The sequence below is a fragment of the Methanobrevibacter sp. TMH8 genome (assembly GCF_020148105.1).
In the GTDB taxonomy this organism is placed as follows: Archaea; Methanobacteriota; Methanobacteria; order Methanobacteriales; family Methanobacteriaceae; genus Methanobinarius.
Genome location: NZ_JAHLZE010000038.1, coordinates 1 through 18259, shown reverse-complemented (window position 1 = coordinate 18259; position 18259 = coordinate 1). Strand labels below are relative to the sequence as shown.

Annotated in this window: 16 protein-coding genes; 14 read left to right on the top strand and 2 right to left on the bottom strand. The window is 26.1% G+C overall.

Annotated elements, in window-relative coordinates:
* Positions 1–15 precede the first annotated feature (15 nt).
* The 12 genes from KQY27_RS08425 (at position 16) to KQY27_RS08370 (ending at position 12547) form a co-directional block, all read left to right on the top strand.
* Positions 16–204, top strand: coding sequence for a DNA-directed RNA polymerase subunit K (locus KQY27_RS08425; RefSeq protein WP_224426140.1), 189 nt, complete (start codon positions 16–18; stop codon positions 202–204).
* Between the two features lie 682 nt (positions 205–886).
* Positions 887–2143: a phosphopyruvate hydratase gene (gene eno, locus KQY27_RS08420; protein WP_224426139.1), complete on the top strand. Its 1257-nt coding sequence runs from the start codon at positions 887–889 to the stop codon at positions 2141–2143.
* 170 nt (positions 2144–2313) lie between these two features.
* Complete coding sequence (locus KQY27_RS08415) at positions 2314–2508, top strand: 4Fe-4S dicluster domain-containing protein (RefSeq protein ID WP_224426138.1); 195 nt, start codon at positions 2314–2316, stop codon at positions 2506–2508.
* A 160-nt stretch (positions 2509–2668) separates the two neighbouring features.
* Entirely contained in the window at positions 2669–3265 is a 597-nt protein-coding gene (gene rpsB / locus KQY27_RS08410; protein ID WP_224426137.1) for a 30S ribosomal protein S2, read from the top strand.
* A 248-nt stretch (positions 3266–3513) separates the two neighbouring features.
* Entirely contained in the window at positions 3514–4404 is an 891-nt protein-coding gene (gene amrB, locus KQY27_RS08405) for an AmmeMemoRadiSam system protein B (protein ID WP_224426136.1), read from the top strand.
* Between the two features lie 386 nt (positions 4405–4790).
* Entirely contained in the window at positions 4791–5744 is a 954-nt protein-coding gene (mvk, locus tag KQY27_RS08400) for a mevalonate kinase (protein WP_224426135.1), read from the top strand.
* Between the two features lie 195 nt (positions 5745–5939).
* On the top strand, positions 5940–6842 hold the full coding sequence (locus tag KQY27_RS08395) for an isopentenyl phosphate kinase (protein WP_224426134.1): 903 nt from the start codon (positions 5940–5942) through the stop codon (positions 6840–6842).
* 116 nt (positions 6843–6958) lie between these two features.
* On the top strand, positions 6959–8035 hold the full coding sequence (fni, locus tag KQY27_RS08390) for a type 2 isopentenyl-diphosphate Delta-isomerase (protein WP_224426133.1): 1077 nt from the start codon (positions 6959–6961) through the stop codon (positions 8033–8035).
* 1 nt (position 8036) lies between these two features.
* A complete protein-coding gene (locus KQY27_RS08385; protein WP_224426132.1) occupies positions 8037–9389 on the top strand; it encodes an RNase J family beta-CASP ribonuclease in 1353 nt (450 codons plus the stop codon).
* A 165-nt stretch (positions 9390–9554) separates the two neighbouring features.
* Positions 9555–10592, top strand: coding sequence for a short chain isoprenyl diphosphate synthase IdsA (idsA, locus tag KQY27_RS08380; protein ID WP_224426131.1), 1038 nt, complete (start codon positions 9555–9557; stop codon positions 10590–10592).
* Positions 10593–10772: 180 nt separating this feature from the next.
* The gene (locus KQY27_RS08375; RefSeq protein ID WP_224426130.1) at positions 10773–11105 is read left to right on the top strand and encodes a hypothetical protein; all 333 of its coding nucleotides are present in this window, start codon (positions 10773–10775) and stop codon (positions 11103–11105) included.
* 842 nt (positions 11106–11947) lie between these two features.
* The gene (locus KQY27_RS08370) at positions 11948–12547 is read left to right on the top strand and encodes a TetR/AcrR family transcriptional regulator (protein ID WP_224426129.1); all 600 of its coding nucleotides are present in this window, start codon (positions 11948–11950) and stop codon (positions 12545–12547) included.
* A 302-nt stretch (positions 12548–12849) separates the two neighbouring features.
* On the opposite strand, the gene KQY27_RS08365 is transcribed toward KQY27_RS08370, so the two are convergent.
* A complete protein-coding gene (locus KQY27_RS08365; protein ID WP_224426128.1) occupies positions 12850–13134 on the bottom strand; it encodes a hypothetical protein in 285 nt (94 codons plus the stop codon).
* 230 nt (positions 13135–13364) lie between these two features.
* Here KQY27_RS08365 and KQY27_RS08360 point away from each other — a divergent pair, with 230 nt between their 5' ends.
* The gene (locus KQY27_RS08360) at positions 13365–15119 is read left to right on the top strand and encodes a glutamate--tRNA ligase (protein ID WP_224426127.1); all 1755 of its coding nucleotides are present in this window, start codon (positions 13365–13367) and stop codon (positions 15117–15119) included.
* Positions 15120–15298: 179 nt separating this feature from the next.
* Here KQY27_RS08360 and KQY27_RS08355 read toward each other — a convergent pair whose 3' ends face one another.
* The gene (locus tag KQY27_RS08355; RefSeq protein ID WP_224426126.1) at positions 15299–16339 is read right to left on the bottom strand and encodes a hypothetical protein; all 1041 of its coding nucleotides are present in this window, start codon (positions 16337–16339) and stop codon (positions 15299–15301) included.
* A gap of 418 nt (positions 16340–16757) precedes the next feature.
* Here KQY27_RS08355 and KQY27_RS08350 point away from each other — a divergent pair, with 418 nt between their 5' ends.
* Positions 16758–17993 (top strand): LL-diaminopimelate aminotransferase, encoded by a 1236-nt coding sequence (locus tag KQY27_RS08350; RefSeq protein WP_224426125.1) that lies wholly within the window; start codon positions 16758–16760, stop codon positions 17991–17993.
* Positions 17994–18259: the final 266 nt, after the last annotated feature.

Genomic DNA, 18259 nt, shown 5'->3' with positions numbered 1-18259 from the left:
TTATGGAGATATAAAATGGCTACAAATAAGTTAACAAGATTTGAAAAAGCTAGAATTCTTGGAGCAAGAGCTCTTCAACTTTCTATGGGTGCTAAACCTTTAGTTAAAGTATCTGAATCTATTGATCCAATTGATATAGCTGCTTTGGAACTTGAAAATAAAGTTTTACCATTGGATGTTAAAAAAAGAGAACTTAAAAGTTAAATTTAGAAAGTTAATTTAGAAAACTAAATTTAAAAACATTTAAAATTAAATTTAAAAGTCAAATTTAAAAGTCAAATTTGAAAGTCAAGTTTTGAAGTCAAGTTTGTAATTTAAGTTTAAAATTAAATTTAAAATTGTGTAATATTAATTAATGAAAAGGAAATGTTTAAATAATTATTTATAATAAGTTGTTAATCAGACTATATTAATCTATAAATCAACCTCTATTTTTAAAAGATTTTTAATCTCATTATAGACATATGGTTAGAATTAGGAACAAATTTAACTATTATTACAAATTAAAACATATTATTAGGTTGATATGATGATAGGGGTATAATATTTATTATTCCTGTTTATATTAAACTTAACTCATGTAAAAACTAGTATAAAATATTATAATATAATAATATAGCATATTAATATATTATTATAGTATAATCTTGCTAAATTCTTTATATGATTAATATACTATGTTATAGATGTATAATAATATAATAATTACCAACCGATATAATTTATTGATAATATATTCATTATCTGCTAGAGGTAAAGTTAATGAATCAAAATAATCAATAATGGATAATAGATATTATAGAAATTAATTTATAAATAATCAATATATAAAATAAATAAATTTATATTTATATAAATTTAATTAAACGCTTTTTGGGGTGTTTTTTTGGATAGTGTTATAGAAGATGTTCGTGTTAGAAAAATTTTAGATAGTAGGGGAAATCCTACTGTGGAAGTCGATATTCTTACTTGGAATGGTTTTGGACGAGCTGCAGCTCCTAGTGGTGCTAGTACTGGATCTCGTGAAGTTGTTGCTTTTCCAGAAGGTGGAGTAAATAAGATAATTAGTGAAGTTGAAGATTTAATATCTTCAGAACTTATTGGTATGGATGCTGAAGATCTTAATGATATAGATCTTGTTTTAAAAGAAATTGATGGTACTGATAATTATGCATCTATTGGTGGAAATACTACTGTAGCTGTATCAATGGCAGTAGCTAAAGCAGCTGCAGCTTCATATAATTTACCACTTTACAAATATTTAGGAGGAAATCTTGTTAATGAGATTCCATATCCTCTTGGAAATATGATGAATGGAGGAGCTCATGCAGGTAAGCATGCTCCAGATATTCAAGAATTTTTAATTGTTCCTGTTGGAGCTCAAAATATTACTGATGCTGTTTTTGCAAATACTTCAGTACATAAAAAATTAAAAGAACTTATTCAAGCTAAAGACTCTCTTTTCACTGGTGGTAAAGGAGATGAAGGTGGATGGGTTCCTAATGTAACTAATATTGATGCTTTAGAAATTCAAGCTCAAGCTTGTGAAGAAGTTGGTAATGAATTGGGAATAGCTATTAAACCAGCACTTGATATGGCTGCTTCTGAATTTTGGAATGAGAAAGAAGAAAAATATGTTTATTCTCAGGATAACGTTTCTAGAGATACTGGAGACCAAATTGAATTTGTTAAAGATATTATTGAAACTTATGGAATGATTTATGTTGAAGATCCATTTGATGAAGCCGATTTTGATGGTTTTGCACAGTTAAATTCTCTTATTGGTGATAAATGTCTTATTTGTGGTGATGATTTATTTGTTACAAATAAAGAAATATTATCAAAAGGAATTGAAATGAATGCAGCTAATGCAATTATAATAAAACCTAATCAAATTGGTTCTTTATCTGAAACCTATGCAACAGTTAAATTAGCTAAAGAAAATGATGTTGCACCTGTTGTTTCTCACAGATCTGGTGAAACTACTGATGAAACTATTGCTCATCTAGCTGTAGCATTTGGAGCTCCTTTGATAAAAACTGGTGCTTTAGGTGGAGAAAGAATAGCTAAATTAAATGAATTAATCCGTATAGAAGAAGAATTATCTAATCCTGTAATGGCTAAATTAGATAAATTTGATTAAAATCATTTTATATTAATAAAATTCTAAAATAATAACTTAATAAATTAATTATAAAATTAATTATAAGACTTTATAAGATTTTATAACTTTTTATAATATTTTATAAAAATATATAAATTATATAAATTATAATGAAAATTGATATTGTTTAAAATTAAGAAGGAGATATTATGGCAAATGTAAGTGTTGACTATGATAAATGTGATGGTGGAGACTGCGGAGAATGCGCAGATGTTTGTCCTATGGAAGTTTTAGTCCTTGAAGGAGATAAAATAGTTATAAAAAATCCTGAGGACTGTAGCTTATGTGAAGTTTGTATGGATGTTTGTCCTCAAGAATGTGTAAATGTTGAAGATGATGATTAGATTAATCATATAAATCATATAAACGAAATTATAAGCAAAATAAAAAATAATTATAGTAATTATATAAAATTCAAACTAAAAATTTAAATTAAAATTAATCAATTAAAGATTTAAATTTAATTAATAATATTAAATATATTAAGATAATAAAGGTGATACATTGTCAGAACTTTTAATACCATTAGAAGAATACTTAGCAGCAGGTTTACACATCGGAACTCAACAAAAAACTCATGATATGGAAAAATATATATTCCGTATACGTTCAGATGGATTATATGTATTAGATATAAGTAAAACTAATGATAGAATTATTGAAGTTGCTAAATTTTTAGCTAAATATGATCCAGAAGATATTCTTGTAGTAGCTACAAGACAATATGGTCAAGCTCCAGTTAAGAAATTTGGAGAAGTAACTGGTTGTAAATCCATTCCTGGAAGATTTATTCCAGGAACATTAACTAATCCTAATTATTCTAAGTTCATTGAACCTAAAGTAATTGTTGTAACTGACCCAAGATCTGATTCACAAGCTATTATAGAATCCAAACAGATTGGTGTTCCTGTTGTAGCTTTATGTGATACTGAAAACTTGCTTAGTACTGTAGATTTAGCTATTCCTGTTAATAATAAAGGAAGAAAAGCTATAGCTTTAGTTTACTGGTTATTAGCTAGACAAATCTTAAGAGAAAAAGGAATCATTGGTGAAGACGAAAGTCTTACAATGGATGCAACAGACTTTGAACTTAAATTTTAGATTATCTATATTTACATTAGGTTTACATAATTTTAATATGTATTTATTAAATTAATTTATTAAACTATAATTTGTTGAATTATTGAACTTTGATGTACTTTGATGTACTTTGATACTTGATGTACTTTGATGTACTTTGATATTATAGATTTAATTAATATAATATATTTAATTAACAAGTTCAATCTTTCATAGATATTATTATATTATAAATAAATTTATTAAATTTAAAAAACATATAATAAATTATGATAAGAAAACCAGCTGTGGCAGGACTATTTTATGATAGTAATCCTGAAAAGTTGAAGAGAAACATAGAATCATGTTTCAAACACAAATTAGGGCCTGGAAACATTCCTAAGTTAGGAATTTCAAGGAATTTCGATCAATTTCAAAATAATGATAGATCTAATTCCCAATATCTAAATGTTTATGGATCTGTTGTTCCTCATGCAGGATATGTTTATTCTGGACCTATAGCTGCCCATGCTTATTATAGTATAGTTGAAAATGGATATCCTGAAACATTTATAATATTATGTCCTAATCATACAGGTTTAGGTACTGGAATATCAATATTTGATAAAGGCAAATGGAATACTCCTTTAGGGGATGTTGAAATTGATGAAGAGTTTGCAAAAAACATGGTTTTAAATTCAAACTTCATTGATTCTGATACATCTGCTCATGTTAAAGAACATAGCTGTGAAGTCCATTTACCATTTTTACAATATTTTTCAAATGATTTTAAGATAGTTCCAATTGTTATGTGGATGCAAGATATGGAAACTTCAGAGGATATAGCTGATTCTATTGTTAAAACTGCAAAAAAATTGAAAAGATCTATTTCAATAATTGCTAGTACTGATTTAACTCATTATGAACCTAAATCTATTGCTGAAAAGAAAGATAAGTTTATATTAGATGCAATAAATAATATGGATGAATCTGCTCTTTTAAATTCAATAAAAACTCATAGAATTACAATGTGTGGTTATGGTCCTACTATATCAACAATTAGAGCATCAAGAGATCTGGGTGCAAAAAAAGGGGAAGTTTTAAAATATGCAACTAGTGGAGATATTTCAGGAGATTTAAGTTCTGTTGTTGGATATTGTTCAGCTATTTTTGTTGATTAATCTTTATGTTTACTTAATTGATTGTTATTCTCGAGTAATTAGGTTTTTAAGACTCATATCTAAGTTTTTATCTGAAAATAAAGATTAAAAATATTATTATATATTATAATAAGATATTTAGGTTGTTAGATTGTATAATGTAAGTATTATTGTAATTGTTATATTATAATAATAATAAATCTGTTAAATGATTATAGATTATTCTGTTATTTCATTAGATTATATTGGGTTATTTCATATTTGTTAGGTTATTTAGTATTTAATTATATTTTATCAGATTGAATTAAATTCTTAATTATATAAAATTTTTCATTGTATAATATTTATCATTGTATAAGATTTAATATTGTATAGGATTATATTAATTAATATTATTGGTGTAAAAAATGGAAACTATGGCTTCAGCTCCGGGTAAAACAATTTTATTTGGAGAACATGCAGTTGTTTATGGAGAACCAGCTATCGCAGGGGCAGTGAATAAAAGAGCCACTATAAAATTGAGAGAATCTCCAGTTGATGTTTCTATTTTTAAATCTGATGATTTAGGTTTTGAAGCAGAATTAGATACTATAGCTAAAAAATATACTTTAAAAAAAGGAAAACCTGGCATAATAAATTATATACTTGAAATTTTATCTAAATATCATGATCATAGTCCTATAGAGGTTGATTTATCATTAGATATTCCTATTGGGTCTGGACTAGGATCTTCAGCAGCTGTAACTGTATCTACTCTTGCAGCACTTTTTAAATATCATGGAAAGAAATTTGACAAGTTTTCTCTTGCTCAAAAAGCTCATGAGGTTGAAATTAATGTTCAAGGAGTGGCAAGCCCTCTTGATACTAGAGTTAGTACTTTTGGAGGATTAATATACCTTTCAAGAGATAAAAATATAGATAGATTGAATACCAATCTTAAATCTTCATTTGTTATAGGTTATACTTCAAAAAGAGGAAATACTGGGAGAATGGTCAAATCTGTAAAATCTTTGAAGCAAAGAAATCCAAAAATCATAAATTCTATTATAAAAACTATGGGTAATATAACTGATGAAGCTAAGTTATCTATTGTTCAGGGGAGAGAATATAGATTAGGTGAACTAATGAATATAAATCAAGGTTTATTAGATTCTATTGGTGTAAATACTAATGAATTGTCTAGAATGGTTTATCTTGCAAGAAAAGCAGGAGCTTCAGGTTCAAAAATTACAGGTGCCGGTGGTGGAGGTAGTATTATCGCTTGTTGTCCACGTAATCAAGATAAAGTTTTCAATGCTCTGAACTACTATGATAATGCTATAAAGCTTAACTTTTCAAAAAATGGAGTTTTTGTAAAGTAAATATTATTATAACAATTAATCAATTAATAAATTTCTATATAAATAATATAACTGATTATAAGATAATAATCAAAATATGAATAATTACAAATAAATAATTACAATATATTATAATATAATAATCACAATATGAATAATCGCAATAAATAGTTGCAATAAAATTAATTAAAAATGATATAATAACTTGGGGTTAAAATGATAATTTTAAAGCTTGGTGGAAGTATACTAACTAAAAAAGACTTAAAAAATCCTGAAGTTAATTATAATAATTTAAATAGGATAGCTAATGAAATAAAGATTGCTCTTACTAATAAATCAACTGAAAACCCTGAAAATGCTGAAAGTGGTAAAAATGCTGAAAATACACAAAATACTGAAAATGATTTATTATATGGGGAATTATCTAAAAAATTAGTTATTATTCATGGAGCAGGTTCTTTTGGACATCCTCCAGCAAAAAAATATGGTATTGGTGAATCTTTTACAATGGATCAATATCCTGAAAAAAGGATTGGATTTTCAAAAACACAACTTTGTGTTAAAAAACTTAACACACTTATTTGTGAAGTATTTATTAACCATGGGATACCTTGTGTATCTATACAAGCTTCATCATTTATAACTACTAAAAATAAAAGGATAAATAATTTTAATCTTGATTTAATAGAAAGATATTTGAAAGAAGGTTTTGTTCCAGTAATTTATGGGGATGTTGTTCTTGATGATGATCTTAATATAGCTGTTTTATCAGGAGACCAAATACTTCAATTCATAGCTAAGAACTTGAAAATTAACACTTCAAAATCAAAAAAAGAAGTTATTTTAGGAACTGATGTAGCTGGTGTTTTTACTAAAAATCCTAATAAATATGATGATGCAGTTCATATTCCTAAACTTAGCTCATTAGATGAAATAGAAGAGCTAGATTCAACAACTAATATTGATGTTACTGGTGGTATGATTGGAAAAATTAAAGAACTTTTAGAATTGGCTAATATTGGTATTGAATCAAAAATTATCGATGCAAATGAACCTAATGCAATATTAAATGCTTTAGAAAGAAAAAAAGTTAAAGGAACAATAATTAAACAAAATTAACCTAATTATTAAAAAATATTATTTGATAAAATAAAAATAATCCAATTTATAATTCAATTTATAATTTAATAATCTAATTAATAATTTAATTAATAATTAAAAATAAGGAAAATAAAATGATTTCAGATAGAAAATTAGAACATCTTCTAATATGTAAACACTATGATGTTCAGTATAAAAATAAGAAGACAGGATTTGAGGATATTGAATTAATCCATAATGCCTTGCCAGAAATATCTAAAGAAGATATTGATATATCTACTAATGTTTTTGGAAAAAAATTAGAATCTCCATTATTTATAACTGCTATTACTGGAGGTCATCCATCAGCTTTACAAATTAATAAAGAATTAGCTGTTGCTGCAGAAAGTGAAAAAATTGGTCTTGGTCTTGGTAGCCAAAGAGCGGCTATTGAAAATAATGATCTTGTAGATACTTATAAAGTAGCCAGAGAAAATGCTCCAAATACTCTTTTGATTGGAAATATTGGTGCTCCTCAAATTATTGGAGATAATGATAAATCTAAGGATTTTGCTAAAAAAGCTGTAGATATGATAGATGCAGATATTCTAGCTATTCATCTTAATGTTCTTCAAGAGTCAATTCAACCTGGAGGAGATACTGATGCAAATGGTTATGTCTCTGCTATTGAAAATATTGTGAATATGGTTGATTTTCCAATTATGGTAAAAGAAACTGGGACTGGAATTGCTACTGAAGAAGCTAAAATTTTAGAAAATATAGGAGTAGAATTTATTGATGTTGCTGGAGCTGGAGGAACTAGTTGGGCAGCTGTTGAAACTTACCGTGCTAAAGATAGGTATTTAGGTGAGCTTTTTTGGGATTGGGGAATTCCAACTGCAGTTAGTACTGTGGAACTCTCAAATTCAATTAATATTCCAATTATTTCATCAGGAGGAATTCGCTCTGGATTAGATGCGGCAAAAGCTATTGCACTTGGAGCAGATTCTGTTGGAATAGCATTACCAATTTTGAAAGATGCATTTATTGGTAGAAATGAAATAATTAATTTTATTAAAAGATTTAATGATTCTTTGAAGATAGCTATGTTTTTAGTTGGTGCTAAGAATTTAGAAGAATTAAAAAATTCTAATTTAGTTATTAAAGGCGAAACTAAAGATTGGCTTGAGGAAAGGGATTTTAACACAAAAATTTATTCAAGGAGGAAATAATTTGACTGTAGAAGTTATTGCAATTGGTGGATATGAAGAAGTCGGAAAAAACATGACTGCTGTAAAGGTAGGTGAAGAAGTAATCATTTTTGATATGGGAATACATCTTGATAGAATAAGTATTCATGAGGATACGGATATTGATAGGATGCATAGTCTGGATTTAATTGAAAGAGGGGTAATTCCTGATGATACTCTAATGAAGGATGTTGATGGAAAAGTTAAAGCTATTGTCTTTTCTCACGGACATCTTGATCACATAGGTGCTGTAGCTAAGTTGGCTCATAGATATGATGCTCCAATAATAGCTACTCCTTATACAATAGCACTTATTGAAAGGACAATTAAAGGAGAAAGGAAGTTTTCTGTTTCAAATCCTCTTAAAACTCTTAATCCTGGAGGTAAGCTAAAGCTTTCTAAAGATATAACATTAGAATTTGTTCAATCTACTCACAGTATCCCACAAGCTGTTTTACCTACGCTTCACACTCCGGAGGGAATAGTTGTTTATGCAAATGATTTCAAATTTGATAACCATCAAAAAATATCTCCTCCTCCTGATTATAATAGATTAAGAGAATTAGGTAAACAAGGAGTTCTATCACTTATTGTTGAGACAACTAGGGCGAATGAATTCAATGAAGTTAAAACTTATTCTGAAAGAGTAGCTAAAATAATATTAGAAGATTTAATGAAGCAACCTCTTAAAGAAAAAGCAGGAATGATTGTCACAACTTTTTCTTCTCATGTTGAAAGGATTCAAGCTATAGCGGACATTGCTAAGACTAGTGATAGGCAAATATTGTTTTTAGGAAGATCTATGGAACGATATTGTGGAATTGCTGAGAATTTTGGAATTTTAGATTTGCCTGATAATGCTAGTGTTTATGGAAGTCCAAAAGCTGTTACAAAAGCACTTACACGGGCAGAAGATAATAGAGAAGACTTTTTATTAGTTACAACTGGGCATCAAGGGGAAGTGGATGCATTACTTCCAAGAATAGCTAGTGGAAGAACTCCATTTACTGTACGTCCTGGAGATAATGTCATTATATCAGCTCCAATTATTCCAAACCCTACAAATAAAGCTAATCGGCACATGATGGAACGTAGGCTAATTTCAAGTGGGGCAAGAATTTATTCCAATGCTCATGTATCTGGGCATGCTGGAAGAGAAGATCATAGAGATTTCCTTAGAATGCTTAAACCAATGCATATAATTCCTGCTCACGGAGAATTAGCAATGTTATCTGCATATGGGGAATTAGCTGAAGAAGAAGGATATAGAATTGGTAATAATGTTCATATTTTGAGAAATGGTCAAGCACAAGTATTTAACGGAGGATTTTCTTAAATTCTTTTTATAATTTTAATATAATAATTAACTATTTTAATAATTAACTATTTTAATGTATAATACTAAGTGATTAGGTTATTAGTGACTAATTAGTGATTATTTTTTTAGTGATTATTATTATTCTGATATATTATAATATATTTATTATTATGGAGGTATTTCATGTCAAATATTAATGAGGAAGTAAGTAAAATATTAGGACAATATTCTAAAGATATTACTAAAGAAATCGAGGATGCTCTTTCATCAATTGGTCCAGAAGATCTTCGTGAAGCTTCAATTTATCTAACTAAAGCAGGTGGAAAAATGTTAAGACCTTCATTAACTGTTTTAGTTAGTGAGTCTGTTGGTGGAACTATTACAAGTTCTATAAAGGCAGCAGCTGCTATAGAATTAATTCATACATTTTCACTTATTCATGATGATATTATGGATAAAGACGATATGAGACGTGGAAAACCTTCTGTTCATAAAGTTTGGGGAGAACCTGTAGCTATATTAGCTGGAGACACTTTGTTTTCAAAAGCTTATGAATTAGTTATTAAATCTAAAGATGAAATTAATTCAAACAACCCCGAAGAATGTTTAAATCGTGTTAATCGCACGTTATCTACAGTTGCTGATGCTTGTGTAAAGATATGTGAAGGTCAAGCTCAGGATATGGGGTTTGAAGGAAACTTTGATGTCAATGAAGAAGAATATTTAGAAATGATATTCAAAAAAACAGGTGCATTGATAGCAGCTGCTACTGAATCAGGGGCTATTATGGGTGGAGCTGATGCAAAGACAGTTTCAGCTATGTATGATTATGGTAAACTTATAGGATTAGCTTTCCAAATTCAAGATGATTACCTTGATCTTGTAAGTGATGTTGATTCTCTTGGAAAACCTGTAGGCAGTGATATAGCTGAAGGAAAAATGACTATAATAGTTGTTAATGCTTTAAATAATGCTAATGAGGAAGATAAGAATCGTCTTATAGAAATTTTGAAGATTGGTAATGAAAGTGGCAATTGTGAACAGGTATATATTGATGAAGCAATGGAAATTTTTGAGAAATATGGTTCTATTCAATATGCTCAAGACGTTGCTCTTGCCAATGTTAAAAAAGCTAAAGAACTGCTTGAAGTTTTACCAGACTCTGAAGCTAAATACACTCTTTCTTTAATTGCAGATTTTGTCCTCCAAAGAAAAAATTAAAATTTTTATAAACCTCTATAAGTTTTTATAATTTTTTATAAATTTTTATAAAATTATTATAAAATATATATAAAAAATATATATATAAAAAATATTTTTATTTAAGATAATATTAGTATAAAATTAATAGAAAAATGAAAAATTTTCATAATATATGAAAAATTGGGGATAGGTGTTAAATTGACTGAAGAATTAGATATTATAGAAAAATTATTAAAAGTAAATATTGATGATGTAGATAATGGTATTAACAATGCTCAGATTGAAACAATTAAAGATTTAGTAGTAAGTGAACTATCAACTGGTGATTTGATAGATGTTTTAATAGGAGTACAAATTCAAAGGCTTTCAATAGGGTTTAAAAAAGAATTAGAACACAAAAAGTTAAATAATAATTCTGAAGCAGCTGTTGAAAATTTAATTCAACTTTTAACATTAAAAGGAGATAATGAATGTGAAGTTTTCGATGGTGATGGTGCTATTGAGATAAATCCTTTTAATTTTAATCCTTAATTATATTTTGGCATTGAATAACTATTTAATTTTTTTAATTATATTTTTATACCATTCTATAAACCATTTTTATTTGGGTTTTAATTATATTTCCAAATTTAAATTAATATTTAAATTTAGATATAAACTTAGATATAAACTTAGATATAAATTTAGATATAAATCTAGTTATAAACTTAGATTTAAATTTTCATCTGTTTTGTTTTCAAGATTTTAATACTACTAAACTTGTTTTATAATAAAAATAAATAGTATTAGTAAATATAATAATCAAATTATTTTTTTCATGGAAATATTTATATAGTATGCCATACAATTAATAACCAGGCTATGGTTTTTGGAATGAATATTCGTTTCAAATTAAAAACAAGTTAAAATAAATATAATTATATTATAGTTTTTTTCCTGTTTTTTTTGATTGGGCCTTAGAGTAAAGTTTAAACGTTTATAATAAACATATTCACCCCCCCTGTGATCTTATTTTTTTCTGTTTAATCTTTTCTCTTAAAACAATTAACTATAAATATTTTTTTATTTGTTACTCTTTTGTATATTATGATGATATATCATAAATTTTAAATTTCAATTAGGGGGTAGAAATATATTATATTTATATAAATTACATCAAAACTATATTTTGTAATAATATTTATTGAATTATAATAAAACTATAATAAAAATACAATAAAAATATATAAAATTATATAAAGTTTAAAATTATACTTTAACTTAATATAATTTGTTTATTATGAGGGATATTATATTTTATATTTTATACTTATAATTATGCTATTATAATTAAATTAAAAATTATAATTAAAATATATTTGGAGCTTTTTTAAATGAATACTAAAGATAAAATTCTTGAAACAACGTTTTTATTATCACTTAAATATGGTTATGCTAATGTATCTATAAAGCAAATTAAAGAAGAGTGTGGAATGTCTGCTAGTTCTATATATCATTATTTTACTGATAAAGACGATATACTTTCTCAAATGATAGATAAATATATTTTAAATATTGTTGATTATAATAATGAAATTATGAAAAATGTAAGTGGTTCATTTATTGAAAAATTAAAATTCATTTTTTATTATAGTATAGGCATAAATATTAAAGAAGAATCTCAGGTTAAAATAACAAAGGAACCTATTAATTATAAAAATTATCATTTAATGTTCAATAGCATTTATCATCAGTATCCTGAATACCGAGAGAAGTTTAATAAATTAAATGAGAGTATGCTTCTTTTTTTTAAGGAATTAATTGATGAAGCAATAGAAAATAATGAAATAGGTAATGTTAATTCAGAAGAAGTTGCAATTTTTATTTTTTCAATTATTAAAGGATATACAGAACTTTGGGTGGGATTGCCGGAATATTCTTTAGATGAAATTATAGATATTAATATAAACAATATATGGCGTGCAATAAAGTAAGAGGAATATAATTTTTTTTATAAAATATATAATAATGAAAATTAGCCTTTGAAACAAAATTAAGAATAATATAGAAATAAAAATAAAAAAATAATGAAATAAAAAATACCTAATAAAAAATAAATTGTAATAAATAAAATGTAATAAAGGAATATAATAAATAAATTTTAACAATAAATTGTAATAAATAAAATATAAAAATAAATTGTAATAAATGAATATAATAACTAAAATTTAATAAAAAAGAAAATAAAATATATAAAAAAGAAAATAAAAAATATATACTCGAAAAAACTTAAATTTTATAAATTTGGTGTACAATGAGGCTTGGTATGTGTTGCACCATAAGCTTCTTTTGAATGTTCTTCGATCTTTAGTACAATTCCATTGGAAAATATTTCATAAGTAATATCATTATCTTTAATTTTCAATGACTTTGAAGTTAGTTCGATTGTACCATCATCTTCTTGATAAAATTGAGATATTTCTAAATTTACTTCATTTGTGACTGTTATCTTTTTATCTTTTTCAGAATATTTGTCTATTCTCTTTTTTATATGTTTCAAAACCTTTTTTTCGTCTGACATTTTATCTCTTCCCTAATATTTTATTATTATTAATCAATTAATTATAATAATGGATATATTTTTATTTGTTTTTTTTAATTATTATTCTTTTTCTTTTTGATTTTTAGATATTTGACTTATTATATTCTTTAGTCATTTCTATTAAATGTTACAAATTACTATCAACTATTTATATTTGATTGTAGAATAAATTATTATGCTAAATAAATTAATATTATTTATGTGATTATATGGACGAGTTAGAAAAAACAATCTATAAATATGCACTTTTAAATGCAATAAAACATAAGGGGAATGGGAATCCTGGAGCTGTTATGGGGGCTATTATGAGTAGTGAACCAGATCTTAGGAAGGATGCAAAAAAAATAGGTCCTATTTCTGGAAAACTAGTTGCAAAAGTTAATCAAATGAGCCTTGAGGAACAAGAATCTGAAATAACTAAACTTGGTGTTGATTTAAATGATCAAAAATCAAAAGAAAAATCTAATAATAAAGAAAAAGGTTTAACTGATTTACCTGGAAGTCATGATGGGATTGTTATGAGGTTTGCACCTAATCCAAGTGGACCTCTTCATATTGGTCATGCAAGAGCTGCTGTTCCCAATGCAGAATATGTAAAGAGATATAATGGGAAGTTGATTCTTCGTATTGAAGATACAGATCCAAAACGGATTTATCCTCCTGCTTATGATATGATTCCAGAAGATCTTCACTGGTTAGGTATTGAATTTAATGAAATTTATTATCAAAGTGATAGATTTCCAATATACTATGAATATGCAGAAAAATTAATTAAAATCGGGGCTGCATATATGTGTACTTGTGATGGTGGAGATTTTAAGAAACTTAAAGATGAATGTGAATCTTGTCCATGTAGAGGAAATTCTCCAGAAGAAAATATGGAACTTTGGAAAGAATTTCCTACTATGAAATCTGGTCAAGCAGTTCTTCGTGTAAAAACAGATATAAATCATAAGAATCCTGCTATTCGTGATTGGGTAGCTATGAGAATTGTTGATGAAGAACATCCTAGAATTGGAACAAAATATAGAATTTATCCTATGATGAACTTTTCTGTAGCTATTGATGATCATTTAATGGGGATGTCTCATGTTTTAAGAGGAAAAGATCATTTAGCTAATAGTGAAAAGCAAAAATACCTATATGAACATATGGGGTGGGATATTCCTAAATTTATCCATTATGGTAGATTAAAAATGGAAGATATTGCTCTTAGTACTTCAAAAGCATTAAATGGAATTGAAACTGGAGAATACAGTGGTTGGGATGATCCACGACTTGGAACTCTTCGAGCCATAGCTAGAAGAGGAATTCAAGCTAAAACTCTTCATGATTTAATGATTGAAATTGGAGTAAAAATGTCTGATTCAGCTATTAGCTGGAAAAAGATTTATGGTTTAAATAGAAACATCTTAGAAGAAAAAGCTAATCGTTATTTCTTTGTTCCTAATCCTAAAAAAATAGAGATAGTTAATTTAACTGAAAGTTTAAATGATAATTTAAATGATAATCTAAGTGAAAATTCAGATAAAAACAGTTTTAGTGACGATTTAAATCTTCCAGAAACTATTGAAAGGCCATTACATCCTGATTATTTAGATAGGGGCAATAGAAAACTCGTATTTGATGGTGAAGTATATATCCCTTCTGATGATTTAAATGATGGAATTACTCGATTAATGGATGCTGTAAATATTAATATTAAATCCAATAATATTAGCTATGATAGTAAGTCCTTTGAAGAAGCAAGAGAAAAAAAGGCAAGAATAATTCAATGGGTTCCAGCTAATGATAATATTAAAGCAAAAATAGTCATGAGTGACGCTTCTATAGTTGAAGGAGTATGTGAAGCAAGTTGTAAAGATCTTAAAATTGGGGATATTGTACAATTTGAGAGATTTGGATTTGCTAGGCTTGATGAGATATCAAATAATGAACTAGTATTTTATTTTGCCCACAAATAAATGAAATTTTTTTATTTTATATTTTCTTTTTTATATTTTATTTCTTAATTTTATTTAGAAAATTTAAAAGATTTAGAAGATTATTGAAAAAGCTATTATTAAACTAATTTTTAATTTTATTATTAGTTAATTCTTAGTTATTTTTTATTCAAGTTTTTATATTTGTGATTTTATTTAAATTAGAGTACTTTTCTAATATCTGAAAAGTTTATCCATTTTTCTTGAGCCCTATATTTAACTCTTATATTTTCGTGTTTAATTTCTAATATTTTGCTAGAATAAGATTCACCATTAAAGTTGAATATTATATCATCTCCAACTTTTATAGTTTGAGGTCTTCCTCCAACAATAATTTGTTCTTCCATATTCATCATACCTCCAATATTATTTAAAGAATTATTTTCATTATAATTTTCAGATGAATCTTTAGAGTTGAAAGAATCTAAATCATTATCATATTTATTATATGAATCATTAGTAGCATTATATGGATCAGAATAATTTGTATTATTATCTAAGTTATAATTATTTTCATTGTTTATATTATCATTTTGATTATAATCTTCATAATTATCATAATCATTAGGTGAGTAATATTTTTTAGGAGTTATATATTCACTATTATTGTAATCATTTTCTCTTTGATTAGGATAGCCTTTTCTTATTGTAAAGTTTCCATCATCTTCAAAATGAGTATTCTCCTCAATATTATTTAAATCTCTTTCATTGTTGTAATTATCATTATAATTGTCATATTCATAATTATTTTCTTTATTTCTTTCAAAATCATTATTTATAATACTTCCATCTTCAGAAAATCCATCAAAATGTATGCTTCCATTAGAATTTTCATTATTTTTATTAATGCCACTTTCTATATCTGTGTATTTATCTTCTTTTTGATATTCATTGCTTATTATATCTTGATGTTTTGTATGCATAGGTTCTTGGAATACTTTACTAGCAACTCCATTGTTTAATTTTTGCTGTTTACTCATTGGCTCTTCCCAAGACTTTGTAACAAACCTGTAATTCTCCAATTCATCGGAATCGTCGTGTTTTTTATCAAATGATTCTTGCCAGTGATTTCCAACAATTGGGGGTAATTCACCTGACAAATCTGAAGCCTTTTTATCTTTATAAAATAATTTAACTAGTACAATAGCTATTATTCCAACTACAACAATTGTAATAATTATTGGGAGTGTTATTGGGTTCATTTTATCATCAATTTTAATTTTATATTGTTAATAAATATTTAATTCCATTTATAAATACTTAACTTATTTATGTTTCTTATTTTTATATTGCTAAATATTAAAGCTTTTTCATTTTAATAATTTTTCATGTTAAATTTATTATTGATATATAATATAATAACAAAATTTATTATATACAATATTATATATTACCAATGAATAGAAATTTTACATTATTTGAATTGATATTTTAAATAATTTTATATTAGTATTTAATTAAGCCTATATCTATTTTATATCAATTTTAAATTGTTATAATTAGATATTAATTTAATATATAATTTAAGATAATATAAACATAAATATGGGATAAATATAAACATAAATAAGATAAATATATAAGATAAATATAATTATATAACTAGGAATGGTGAAATTTTTGTCTGTAAAAATTAATGAAAACTATCTTTTATTAGAAAATAGCTATCTATTTATTGAGATTGCAAGAAGAGTTGAAGAATTCCAAGAAAAGAATCCTAATAGCGATATTATTCGTATGGGTATTGGAGATGTAACAAAACCCCTAACTTCTACTGTTATAAAAGCATTTAAAAATGCTGTTGATGAAATGGGTGATGAAAAAACTTTTATGGGTTATGGTCCTGAACAAGGATACTCATTTTTAGCTGAAGCTATAATAAAAAATGATTTTGAACCTCTTGGAATAGATTTATCTGTAGATGAAGTTTTTATTAGTGATGGGTCAAAATGTGACACTGGTAATATTCAAGAAATATTTGGGTTAGATAATAAAGTTGCTGTTACTGATCCTGTCTATCCAGTTTATGTAGATACTAATGTTATGGCTGGTAGAACAGGTAATATTAATGATAAAGGAATGTATGAAGGATTAATTTATCTTCCATGCACAAAAGAAAATGATTTTGTCCCAGAATTACCAAAAGAAAATGTTGATATTATTTATCTTTGTTTTCCAAATAATCCTACAGGAACTACACTTACTAAAGATCAATTAGCTAAATTCATTGATTATGCAAAAGAAAATAATGCATTAATCCTTTTTGATGCAGCTTATGAAAGGTTTATTACTGAAAACAATGTTCCTCATAGTATTTATGAAATTGAAGGTGCAAAAGAAGTAGCTATTGAATTTAGAAGTTTTTCAAAAACTGCTGGATTTACAGGGGCTAGATGTGCCTATACTATTGTTCCAAAAGAACTTAAAGCCTTTGACAGTGAGAATAATCCTCAATCTGTTAATAAACTGTGGAATAGAAGGCAAACCACAAAATTTAATGGTGTTTCTTATCCAGTTCAAAGAGCAGCTGAAGCTACTTATAGTAAAGATGGAAAAAGAGAACTTGAAGAAAATATTGATTATTATATGAAAAATGCAAAAATAATTAGGGAAAGTTTATCTAAAATAGGTTTAGATGTTTATGGTGGGATTAATTCTCCTTATATTTGGGTTAAAACACCAAAAAATATGGATTCCTGGGAATTCTTTGACTTCCTTCTTAATGAAACAAATGTAGTTGGAACACCTGGTGCAGGTTTTGGACCTAGTGGTGAGGGTTATTTAAGATTAACTGCATTTAATACATTAGAAAACACTAAAAAAGCAATGAAAAGAATATCTGACCTTTCATTTTAATTAGCTTCTTTTATAAATCTTTTAAACATTATTTATTATTTATTTCTTTAATTATTCCTTTATTCTTATTTATTTTTCATTAATTTTATTCTTTTTATTCTTTTTATTTCTTTTTTATTATTTTTTGAGGGTGACTCATAATTTTTTTTCTTTTTTCTTTTATTTTTCCTTTAAATTTATATAGTAGGAAGTACAATCTATATTTAAGAAATATTATTTGTTAGGTTGTGTTTTTTATGGTTTTGAAAGATGATTCTATTAATCAA